The 10,787-nt window shown below is 70.2% G+C and carries 7 protein-coding genes; 3 read left to right on the top strand and 4 right to left on the bottom strand.

Annotation, left to right across the window (positions count from 1 at the left end):
• Positions 1–71: 71 nt before the first annotated feature.
• Together AAHZ94_RS19420 and AAHZ94_RS19415 are read right to left on the bottom strand one after the other, a co-directional pair.
• Positions 72–1,691, bottom strand: coding sequence for a monocarboxylic acid transporter (locus tag AAHZ94_RS19420; RefSeq protein ID WP_349994238.1), 1,620 nt, complete (start codon positions 1,689–1,691; stop codon positions 72–74).
• Positions 1,691–2,038 (bottom strand): DUF485 domain-containing protein, encoded by a 348-nt coding sequence (locus AAHZ94_RS19415; RefSeq protein WP_349994237.1) that lies wholly within the window; start codon positions 2,036–2,038, stop codon positions 1,691–1,693. The genes AAHZ94_RS19420 and AAHZ94_RS19415 overlap by 1 nt, the downstream gene beginning before the upstream one ends.
• Before the next feature lie 400 nt (positions 2,039–2,438).
• Here AAHZ94_RS19415 and AAHZ94_RS19410 point away from each other — a divergent pair, with 400 nt between their 5' ends.
• Positions 2,439–4,004 (top strand): S8 family peptidase, encoded by a 1,566-nt coding sequence (locus AAHZ94_RS19410; RefSeq protein WP_502964717.1) that lies wholly within the window; start codon positions 2,439–2,441, stop codon positions 4,002–4,004.
• Between the two features lie 324 nt (positions 4,005–4,328).
• The gene (locus tag AAHZ94_RS19405) at positions 4,329–7,502 is read left to right on the top strand and encodes an NACHT domain-containing protein (protein WP_349994235.1); all 3,174 of its coding nucleotides are present in this window, start codon (positions 4,329–4,331) and stop codon (positions 7,500–7,502) included.
• Here the strand turns inward: AAHZ94_RS19405 and AAHZ94_RS19400 are convergent.
• Together AAHZ94_RS19400 and AAHZ94_RS19395 are read right to left on the bottom strand one after the other, a co-directional pair.
• Positions 7,392–8,156 (bottom strand): lysoplasmalogenase, encoded by a 765-nt coding sequence (locus AAHZ94_RS19400; RefSeq protein WP_349994234.1) that lies wholly within the window; start codon positions 8,154–8,156, stop codon positions 7,392–7,394. The genes AAHZ94_RS19405 and AAHZ94_RS19400 overlap by 111 nt on opposite strands.
• On the bottom strand, positions 8,153–9,208 hold the full coding sequence (locus AAHZ94_RS19395) for a sterol desaturase family protein (protein ID WP_349994233.1): 1,056 nt from the start codon (positions 9,206–9,208) through the stop codon (positions 8,153–8,155). The genes AAHZ94_RS19400 and AAHZ94_RS19395 overlap by 4 nt, the downstream gene beginning before the upstream one ends.
• 466 nt (positions 9,209–9,674) lie before the next feature.
• Here AAHZ94_RS19395 and AAHZ94_RS19390 point away from each other — a divergent pair, with 466 nt between their 5' ends.
• The gene (locus tag AAHZ94_RS19390) at positions 9,675–10,682 is read left to right on the top strand and encodes a DEDDh family exonuclease (protein ID WP_349994232.1); all 1,008 of its coding nucleotides are present in this window, start codon (positions 9,675–9,677) and stop codon (positions 10,680–10,682) included.
• The last annotated feature ends 105 nt before the right edge of the window (positions 10,683–10,787 follow it).

Genomic DNA, 10,787 nt, shown 5'->3' with positions numbered 1-10,787 from the left:
CCCGGCTGCCAGTGGCCAGGCCCGCGCCGCGGGTGTCGAGGGGGCGCGCAAGGGTGCGTCTTGGCTACGGGTCAGTGCGCTCCGTACCCGGTCAGCGAGCGCACTTCGAGCTCGGCGTACTTCTTCTCGTCGGCCGGCTCCTTGGAGAGCAGCGAGCCGATCCAGCCGAGCAGGAAGCCGAGCGGGATGGAGATCAGGCCCGGGTTCTCCAGCGGGAACCAGTGGAAGTCCACGTCCGGGAACATCGAGGAGTCCTTGCCGGAGACCACCGGCGAGAAGAGCACCAGGAAGACCGATGAGACCAGGCCGCCGTAGATCGACCACAGTGCGCCCTGGGTGGTGAACCGCTTCCAGAACAGGCTGTAGAGGATCGTCGGCAAGTTGGCCGAGGCGGCGACCGCGAAGGCGAGCGCCACCAACCCCGCGACGTTGAGGTCACGGGCGAAGACGCCGAGCACCACGGCCACGGTGCCGATGCCCACGGTCGCCCAGCGGGCCGCGGAGACCTCTTCCTTCTGCGTCGCCTCGCCCTTGCGGATGACGTTGGCGTACAGGTCGTGGGCGAAGGAGGACGAGGAGGCGAGGGTGAGTCCGGCGACGACGGCGAGGATGGTCGCGAACGCCACGGCCGAGATCACCGCCAGCAGGATCGCGCCACCGGCCGAGTCGGGCCCGCCGCCGACGTCCTGGGCCAGCAGTGGCGCGGCCGTCGTGCCCGCCTTGTTGGACTCGATGATGTCGGTGCGTTTCAACAGGGCGGCGGCGCCGAAGCCCAGCACGATGGTCATCAGGTAGAAGGCGCCGATGATGCCGATGGCCCAGTTCACCGAGCGGCGGGCGGCCTGCGCGGTGGGGACGGTGTAGAAGCGGATCAGGATGTGCGGCAGGCCGGCGGTGCCGAGCACCAGCGCGATGCCGAGCGAGATGAAGTCGAGCTTGCTCGTGGCGTCCACGCCGTACTTCAGCCCGGGTTCGAGGAACGCCCCGCCCATGCCGCTGTTCTCGGCGGCCTCGCCGAGCAGCCTGGAGATGTTGAAGTCGAACTTCAGCAGCACCAGGAAGGTGATCAGCAGGGTGCCGGCGATCAGCAGCACCGCCTTGACCATCTGCACCCAGGTGGTGCCCTTCATGCCGCCGATCGAGACGTAGAGGATCATGACGACGCCGACCAGCACCACGATGAGGACCTTGCCCGCTTCGCTGGTGATGCCGAGCAGCAGCGAGACGAGCACGCCGGCGCCGGCCATCTGGGCCAGCAGGTAGAAGATCGACACCACGATGGTGGAGACGCCGGCGGCGGTACGCACCGGGCGTTGCCGCATCCGGTACGCGAGGACGTCGCCCATGGTGAACCGCCCGGAGTTGCGGAGCGGTTCGGCGACCAGGAGCAGCGCCACCAGCCAGGCCACCAGAAAGCCGATGGAGTACAGGAAGCCGTCGTACCCGGAGAGCGCGATGGCGCCGGCGATGCCGAGGAAGGACGCGGCGGACATGTAGTCGCCGGAGACCGCCAGGCCGTTTTGGAAGCCGGAGAACTGTCGGCCGCCGGCGTAGAAGTCGGTGGCGTCCTTGGTCTGCTTGCCGGCCCACACGGTGATGCCGAGGGTCACCAGGACGAAGCTGACGAACAGCGAGATGATCAGCGGCCGGTGCTCGCTGACGCCTTCGACGGCCAGGTGCATCGTCTGCATCACGACTTGCCCTCCAGGCGGGACTTGATGGCCTGGGCGCGCGGGTCGAGCTTGGCGCTCGCGTGGCGTGAGTACCACCAGGCGATGGCGAAGGTGGACAGGAACTGCAACAGGCCGAAGACGAGGGCCACGTTGATGTTGCCGACGACCTGCTTGCCCATGAAGTCGCCCGCGTAGTTGGACAGCAAGACGTACAGCGTGTACCAGCTCACGAAGGCGATGGTGAGCGGGAAGGCGAACGAGCGGTGCGCGCGGCGCAGTTCGGCGAATTCCTGGCTCGACTGCACCTGGATGTAGTCGGGCTGCTCGGCAGTGTGCGCCGAGTCGTGGGGCGGTGCGGGGTCCACGGTCTCTCCTGACGTGGCGACTGGCTGGAAACGGATCACCGTCGGACGCATCCGGCGGGCGCCGGTGGCCGCTGCGATCGGGGATCGGGCACGAACTCGAAGGGACGAGGGGGATCGTGCGGTGGCGACGTGTGGGGGGGACGGAGGGACGTACGAGTAATGAGTGATCCAGGTCACGCATGGTAGGCCCCGTTAGCGCCAGCGAACAGGGGACGGGCGCGGGAAAAACAGAAGATCCATTACGGCGCTGTGGCCCCGCGTGTCACTCGGCTGGCGGACTCAGGTTTTTGCACGTCATCCATTGCTGGACAGCCTTGAGCAACGCTAGTTTCACTCGTCATATAACCGGCCCGGCGCGCTCGGCGCGCGGGCAACCCTCCGGAAGATGGGAAGAGCCTTCATGGCCCACCTGAGTTCCAGACGCCGGCGCGCCCTGCTCGCGGTGCCCGTCGGGATCGCGCTCACCGCCTCCCTCGGGTTCCTGCCCGGCGCGGCATCGGCCACCTCGCAGGACGCGCCCACTTCGGCCACTGCCGCGCGCACCGACGGGCCGTCCCTGTCGTACGTGGTGAACACGACGGCCGACAAGGCCACCGTGAACAAGGTCAAGAAGGAGATAGCCAAGGCCGGTGGCAGCATCGTCGCCAGCTATCCCAAGATCGGCGTCATCGTGGTGCACGCGCCGGCGACCGGCTTCGCGGAGAAGATACGTACCGTCAAGGGCGTGCAGTCCGCGGGCTCGACCCGCACCGCCCCGCTGACCTCGGCCGCGACCACCGACGTCGGCAAGCCGGAGAAGATCAAGGCGCCCCGGGTGACGGCACAGAGCGAGGCGAAGGCGCTGGCCAAGGGCCAGGAGCCGCTGGAGCCCCTCCAGTGGGACATCCCCGCCATCAAGGCGGACCAGGCCGCGAAGGTCAACCCGGGCAAGAAGAGCGTCACCGTCGCCGTGATCGACACCGGCGTGGACGACACCCACCCCGACCTCGCGCCGAACTTCGACCGGAAGGCGTCCGCGAACTGTGCGGGCGGCGTGCTCGACACCTCCAAGGGCGCGTGGCGCCCGTACGTGCCGGCGGACGACTACCACGGGACGCACGTGGCCGGCACGATCGCCGCCGCGCGCAACGGCGTCGGCGTCACCGGTGTCGCGCCGGGCGTCAAGGTCTCCGCGATCAAGGTCAGCGACCCGAAGACCGGCCTGTTCTACGCCGAGAACGTGGTGTGTGCGTTCGTCTTCGCCGCCGAGAAGGGCGTCGAGGTCACGAACAACAGCTACTACGTCGACCCGTGGATGTTCAACTGCAAGGACGACCTGGACCAGAAGGCCATCGTCGACGCGGTGGGCCGGGCCGCGAAGTACGCGCAGGACAAGGGCGCGGTGAACGTCGCCTCGGCCGGCAACTCCAACTTCGACCTCGGCGCGAAGTCCATCAAGGACACGTCGAGCCCGAACGACTCGCAGGCGGTCGGCCGCGACATCGACCCGACCAAGTGCCTTGACGTGCCGACCCAGTTGCCCGGTGTGGTCACCGTGTCGGCGACCGGCGTCAACTCGCTCAAGTCGTACTACTCGAACTACGGCCTGCACCCGTCGGACGCCGCCGGCCAGATCGACGTGGCCGCCCCCGGCGGCGACCGCCGCCAGGTGCCTGAGCTGCCCGCCAAGGACGGCCGCATCCTGTCCACGCTCCCGGAGGGCGACTACGGCTACCTCCAGGGCACCTCGATGGCGGGCCCGCACGTCGCGGGCGTCGCGGCGCTGCTGCGCAGCGCGCACCCGTCGTCGAGCCCGCAGGAGGTGCAGTGGCTGCTGAAGCAGCAGGCTGACAACCCGGGCTGCCCGACCGCGCCGTACGACCCGGACGGTGACGGCAAGGTGGACGCCACCTGCACCGGCACCAAGCACGTGAACAGCTTCTACGGCTACGGCATCGTGGACGCGCTGGACGCGGTGCAGAAGTAGATGCGGCGCGGCCCCGGCGGGGGCCGGTAGCGCCTTCGGTCCAGGGGGCCGGGCTGCCCGATCGGGGCGGCCCGGCCCTCGGCCTTGCGGCGGCCACGCCTAGCCTGCTCGCTGAACCTTCCCCCCTCAACCACCGTGCTGACCTGGTCTTTTGCCGCCTGCTCGACGGCTGGGCCGGAGGTTGGGACGAGGGCCGAACAGAGTTATCCACAGGGCCGAACGCCTGTGCCGTCCTGCCGCTACGCTGCGGAGTCAAAGGGTCACGAAGATCGGAGTCGCGACGATCAGACTTCCGACCCGACGGCGTGGAGGGGGAGGCATCCGATGCAGGGAGTGGAGGCCGCGGTCCTGCGGTTGGCGACCACCGTGGTGACGGTGCTCGCCAAATCGCTGCTGGCCAAGGGGGCGGGTCTGGTGGCCAGGCCGGTGCGGCCGGGTGGTGTGCTGCGGCGCCCGCGGAAGTTGACGGGCCAGGAGACCGACCGGCTGGTCACGGCGCTGGAGCAGCGGCTGGCCGACGCGTGCGACACCGCACCGGAGCCGGCGCGGCACGCCGCCGCCACGGCCGTCGCGGACGCCTTCGACCGGGCGGGCCCGCTGGACCTGGAGTTGCTGTTGCAGCTCCGGCTGGAGCCGGAGGCGTTACGCGGACACGTCCTGCGGGCGGATGGCGCGGGGGCCGGGAGCTCCGGCCCGCCGCCCCCCGCGCAGGATGGGCGGCCGGGCGCGCCGGCCGCGGCCGGGCTCGGCGAGGTCGAGACCGCGCTCTTCGACCGGCTGCTGGACCACTGCTGCCTGCACCTGACGGAGTACGTGACGGCGCTGCCGGAGTTCGCGGCGCGCAGCCAGGTCGATCTGGTGCGCCGCAGCGGAGAGCTCACGGACTCCGTCGCGGACGTACGGCGCAGGCTCGGCCCGGGGCCTGAGCGGCTGGCGGCGGAGTTCGAGGAGCGGTACGTCGCCTTCGTCCAACAGACGCACAGCCGGCTCCAGTTGTTCGGCGTGACGCTGAGCGACGCGGGGGCGGAGTGGGCGTTGGACGCGGCGTACATCAGCCTCACGGTCAACGACGTCTCGCTGCGGCACGACTTCCCCGAGCTGCCGACCGAGGCGGTGCGGGTGGAACACGCCCTGGCCCACACCTCCCGGCTGCTGCTGCGCGGCCCGGCCGGTTCGGGCAAGAGCACCCTGACGCAGTGGCTGGCCACCCATGCGGCCCGTCGCAGCTTCGGCCCCGAGCTGGCCGACTGGAACCTGTGCGTCCCGTTCGTCCTACGGCTGCGCGCACTCGTCCGCCGCGCTGAACTCCCGCTCCCCCAGGACTTCCTGTCGAGCATGGGCAACCCGCTGGCCGGGGCGGCGCCGGAGGGCTGGGTCGAGGGCCTGCTGACGTCGGGGCGGGCGCTGGTGCTGGTCGACGGCGTGGACGAGGTGCCCAAGGCGCTCCGCAAGCGCGCCGAGACCTGGCTCAAGCACCTGGTCCTCGCCTTCCCGCACGCGCGTTACGTGGTCACCACCCGCCCCTCGGCGGTACCGGACGGCTGGCTGGCCCCGGACGGCTTCCGCTCGCACTCGCTGCTGCCGATGGGCCGGGACGACGTCCAGCGCTTCGTCAGGCACTGGCACCGGGCCGCCCGCCAGGAGATCGGCGGGCGCCCGTGGGATCAGACAACCCTGGACAGCTACGAACAGGCCATGCTCCAGGCCGTGACCGACCGCCGCGAACTGGCCAGGCTCTCCACCAACCCGCTGATGTGCGCCCTGCTGTGCGCCCTGAACCGGGACCGCAGGATGCACCTCCCGCGCGCCCGCAAGGACCTGTACGAAGCGGCGCTGGAAATGCTGCTGGTCCGGCGGGACACCGAGCGGGAGATCCAGGCCGTCGAGGGCGTCGAACTCACCCGGGACGAACAGACGCTGCTGCTCCAAGAGTTGGCGTACTGGCTGATCCGCAACGGCCAGACTCAGGCCAGCCAGGAAGAGGCCGTCGCCCTACTGGAGGACACGCTGGCGGCCATGCCACAGGTCCACGACCAGGGCGATGCCGACCAGGTCTTCCGCCATCTCCTGATCCGCAGCGGCCTGCTCCGCGAACCGGAGGCCGGCGCCGTCGACTTCGTACACCGCACCTTCCAGGACTATCTGGCGGCCAAGGCGGCGGTCGAGGCCAGGGACTTCGGCCTGCTGGCGGACAAGGCGTACGACGACCAGTGGGAGGACGTCGTACGGATGGCCGTCGGCCACGCCCGCCCCGACGAGTGCGCCCGCCTCCTCCACCGCGCCGACCGGGTCAAGAAGCACCGCCATCGCCTCAACCTGCTGGCCGCCGCCTGCTTGGAGCATGCCCCGCGGCTGGACCCCGCGGTGCGGGAGGAGGTCGAAGGGCGGCTGGGGGAGCTGGTTCCGCCGTGGAACTTCGAGGAGGCGGAGGAGTTGGCTCGGGCGGGAGAGCTGGTGCTCGACCTGTTGCCGAGGGACCTGACGGACCTAGAGGAGGAGAGCGCGGCTGCGGTGGTCTGGACGCTGTGCTTGATCGGTGGGCCGGCGGCTCTGGGGCACTTGAGGCGGCATCGGGGGGACCGGAGGCCGATGGTTGAGAACCAGCTCTGGCACGGGTGGCCGCACTTCGATGCTGAAGAGTACGTCGATTCGGTGCTGTCGCATGTGCGGGGTCGGAGTTTTCTCAGCGTGTGGTCAGCGGAGGAGGCTGCCCAGCTTCATCGCTTGCCGCAGTTCACGCGGATCAGCGTCCCTGATCCGATCGATGTCTTTCGCCATCTCCCACACGATTTGGCCGCACTCAGGCTCATCGACAATCCGTACTTTGACGATCTTTCGTTGCTGAGCCGGTTTGACCAACTTGATGATCTCGGCCTGCATGGATGCCCCCAGGTCACCGATCTTGCTCCGCTCGCGTCCACAGGGCTGACCGGACTTTCGCTCTACGGCACCGCTGTGAAAGACCTAAAGCCACTCCGGCATCTGCCGCGACTCACCCGGCTCGACATGTCTCAAGGCGGCGAACTGCTCGACCTAGCGGCACTGCCGGTCGGTCCCCAGCTCACCACGCTCCGGCTCCATGACTACGACGAGGTGTACCTGCGGGGCATAGAGCGCTGGCCTAATCTCCAGACACTCGCCGTTTCGGGGACCACTCGCGCGGAGGAACTACACCGTCTGTCCCGCCTACCAAACCTGGCTCAGTTGGCGGTGGACAGCCACCCCGATCCCGATCTGGAAGCGTTGGCCGCACTGGAGAACTTACGGATTCTGCACCTTGTCTTCTGCGCACTCCCCCGCGGCTTGGCGGCCATGCCGGAGCTAGCGAATTGCACGCACCTGTTCCTTTCGGGCTGCCACGCCCCCGGCCCCATCGACCTCGCACCCCTACACGATATGCCGAACCTCACCGTCAAGGTCCTGGACACCCCCGTCGTCAACGACCACCTCATACCCCCGGAGCGCCTGATCCGGGCCAGAGAGCGCCCCCGTCGCTGACGTACGGGACAACACTGCGGAGGCCAGCCCGAACTGCGCCGCCACGTACGTGAGCATGATCCAGAACTGGGGTACCGGGAGTTGGGGCCAGTCGGCGATGCCGGTGGCGATCAGGGTGTCGGAGAGGAGGAAGAGGGCCCCGGCGGTGCCGGCGCGGGGGCCGAGGCGGAGGGCCGCCAGGGCCATCGCGGTGAGCAGCAGGCTGTAGCCGGCGACCGGTGGCCGGAGGTCGGCCGCCAGACCCGGCCAGAGCGCGGCGACGGTGGCGAGCCAGGCGGTGGCGTAGCCGGCGGTGAGGAGCAACGCGGTGCGGCGCGGGGCGGTGGTGTTCCCCGCGTGGGCGAAGAGGGCCAGGTAGCAGAGGTGGCCGGCGGCGAAGGAGGCCATACCGACGAGGAAGGCCGGTTCGCCGCCGAGTTGCAGCAGGGTGTCGCCGCCGCAGCCGAAGAGCAGGGCACTGACGAGCAGCCGGGGCCCGCGGCGGAGCAGCACGTACGCCGCGAGGGTCGGCATCAGTGCGGGCTTGGTCGCATGCGTCAGCGCTTCGGCGTCGGCGAGTAGCGCGCCGAGGTGGACGAGGGTGAGGAGGGCGAAGGCGAGGAGCGCGAACCGGGCCCGGCGGGCTGCGGTGTCGGTGCGCGGGCCGGCGTTCATGCGGCGCGGTCGGCGGGATCGGTCGGGCCGGCGGCCTCGGGGCAGGCCGGGGCCACGGGACAGGCCGGGGCCGACTCGGCCGAACCAGCGGGCGCGGGGAGGGAAGGCACGGGACCGGTGGGCGCGGGACGGGCAGGCACAGGTGCCGGCTCGGCGGGCACGGGACCGGTGTGAGGCACGGGCTCGGCAGCAGGCGCCGGTGAGGTCGCCGCGGGCCCTGACGGTTCCGGTTGCCAGCCCGGGCCGCGGAAGAGGTGGCCGGCGCGGGCGCGCCAGGTGGTGGCCGTGGTGAGGTCGCGGGCGATGGCGACGTACTCGTGGGTGGCCACGCGGAGCGGATTGTGGGTGTGGATGTTCTTGGTGAGGCCGTAGACGGGGCGTTCGGTCTCGGGCACGAAGGTGCCGAACATCCGGTCCCAGACGATGAGGATGCCGCCGAAGTTGCGGTCCAGGTAGCCGCCCTGGGAGGCGTGGTGGACGCGGTGGTGGGAGGCCGTGTTGAGCACGTACTCGACGGGCGCGGGGAGGCGGCGGACGCGTTCGGTGTGCACCCAGAACTGGTAGACGAGGTTGACGCCGGAGAGGAAGGCCACTGCCGCCGGGTGCACTCCGCACAGCACCAGCGGAACGTAGAAGGGCCACACCGTCAGCGAGGTCCACGGCTGACGCAGCGCGGTGGTGAGGTTGAACCTCTCGCTGGAGTGGTGCACCACGTGGCACGCCCACAGCACGCGGACCACGTGGTGGCCGCGGTGCGACCAGTAGTAGAGGAAGTCCTGGGCCAGCAGCATCAGTGGCAGGATCCACCACAGCACCGGCACCCTAAGCGGGGTGAGTTCGTAGATAACGGAGTAAATCGCAACAATCGGGATTTTCCATAGGAAATCAAAGAAGACGCTGCCGATGCCCATCGTCACGCTGGTGGCGGCGTCCCTCAGGTCGTACCCGGCGGCATCGGTGTCGGGACGCAGCCGGTAGCTCACCATCTCGGCGGCTGCGAGCAGGACGAACGCCGGTATGGACCAGAGCACGACATCGGGTAGCTGCGGCATGTTCGCACGATAGGTGCCGGTCAGCGCGGTGGATAGATGTTGTTACTCGCGGGTTTCGAAACTCGGTAAGTACGGGCTGTGGGGCGGTTCGTGGGGCTGGTTGTGCGGCAGGTCTCGGCATGCGGTCGGGCCGGCCACGGGCCCCGGGGACGAGATAAGCCGGGGCGGGGGCGGCGGGGGCGGCGGGGGCGGCGGGGGCAGTGTGATCGGGTGGCGATCGCGGTCGAGTGCCGGCATGAGGGGGGCGGTGCGGGCGCCCCGCGCTGTGCCCGGCCGCCGGTTCAACCGCTCTTTTCAGCCGAACCGTTGTACTGCCGTGGACCTCACCACGCCGCCGCGTACCGGGAGTTGCCGCAGGTCACGGGCGGCCGGGCGGTGCGCGGCCGGTTCCGGTCCCGGCGACTGGACAGCACGGGGTGCGCCCGCCGCGATCGAGTGTCAGTGGTGGCCCGTATCCTCATGAACCATGCTTGAAGACCGACCGGTAGCCGCACCGCGGATTCCCCCACAGTCCGCCCCGTCGTCCCCGTGGCCGGCCGCCTACCCCAAGGGGTACGCGGTCGTCGACGTGGAGACCACCGGACTCGCGCGCGATGACCGCATAGTGTCGGCCGCCGTGTATCAGCTCGACGCCCGCGGCGAGGTGCAGGACCACTGGTACACGCTGGTCAACCCGGAGCGCGACCCGGGTCCCGTCTGGATTCACGGGCTCACCAGCGCGGAGTTGGCCGGCGCCCCGCTCTTCCCGGAGATCGCCGAGGAGTTCGCCCACCGGCTGGACGGTCGGGTGCTCGTCGCGCACAACGCGGTCTTCGACTGGTCCATGATCGCCCGCGAGTACGCCCGGGCGAAGAGCACGGCCCCCGTCCGGCAGCGGCTGTGCACCATCGCGCTCTCCAAGGAACTGGGTCTCCCGCTGTCCAACCACAAGCTGGAGACGCTGGCCGCGCACTACGGCGTCGTACAGCAGCGGGCCCACCACGCCCTGGACGACGCCCGCGTACTGGCCGAGACCTTCCGGCCCAGCCTGCACCTCGCCGCGGCCTCCGCGCTGCGGTTGCCGCTGCTCGCCTGTCAGCCGCTCACCGAATGGTCGGACACGCCCGCCCGGCCGCCGGGCCAGCGCTCTGGTTACCGGCCGACGAGTTGGCGGCCCAGCCGGAAGCGGCCCGCGTGCCCGTATCCGAACCCGGGGCGGTACGCGCCCGGCGGCACGCTGGTGCAGGGCATGCGGGTGGCCTTCTCCGGCGACACCTCGGTCGACCGCGAGCTCCTTGAAGACCGTGCCGTGGACGCCGGGCTGCACGTGGCGACCAGCGTCTCCCGCCTCACCAGCGTGCTGGTCACCAACGACCCCGACTCGCCCACGTCCAAGGTGGTGAAGGCCCGCTCGTTCGGCACCCCGGTGATCGACGAGGCGGCGTTCATGCAACTGCTCCAGGACGTGGCAGCCGCGCCGACCAACACCCGCTGAGCAGCAAGGCCCGCGAGCCGGGCCACTGGTCCGGGGCGCCGCCCGTTGCCGAACCGGCGGCGGGGGGGGGGCGCGGCGGCGGGGGGGGGGGGGGGGGGGGGGGGG

Origin of the sequence: Streptomyces sp. HSW2009, from assembly GCF_040240285.1 — a bacterium.
Taxonomy (GTDB): domain Bacteria; phylum Actinomycetota; class Actinomycetes; order Streptomycetales; family Streptomycetaceae; genus Streptomyces.
Note: the sequence above shows the minus strand (reverse complement) of the source record. Positions and strands in the feature narration are given on the sequence as shown.

Coding starts and splice junctions, on each gene's coding strand:
- AAHZ94_RS19420 (WP_349994238.1), bottom strand. CDS start 1,691: ATGCAGACGATGCACCTGGCCGTCGAAGGCGTCAGCGAGCACCGGCCG.
- AAHZ94_RS19410 (WP_502964717.1), top strand. CDS start 2,439: ATGGCCCACCTGAGTTCCAGACGCCGGCGCGCCCTGCTCGCGGTGCCC.
- AAHZ94_RS19405 (WP_349994235.1), top strand. CDS start 4,329: ATGCAGGGAGTGGAGGCCGCGGTCCTGCGGTTGGCGACCACCGTGGTG.
- AAHZ94_RS19400 (WP_349994234.1), bottom strand. CDS start 8,156: ATGAACGCCGGCCCGCGCACCGACACCGCAGCCCGCCGGGCCCGGTTC.
- AAHZ94_RS19395 (WP_349994233.1), bottom strand. CDS start 9,208: ATGCCGCAGCTACCCGATGTCGTGCTCTGGTCCATACCGGCGTTCGTC.
- AAHZ94_RS19390 (WP_349994232.1), top strand. CDS start 9,675: ATGCTTGAAGACCGACCGGTAGCCGCACCGCGGATTCCCCCACAGTCC.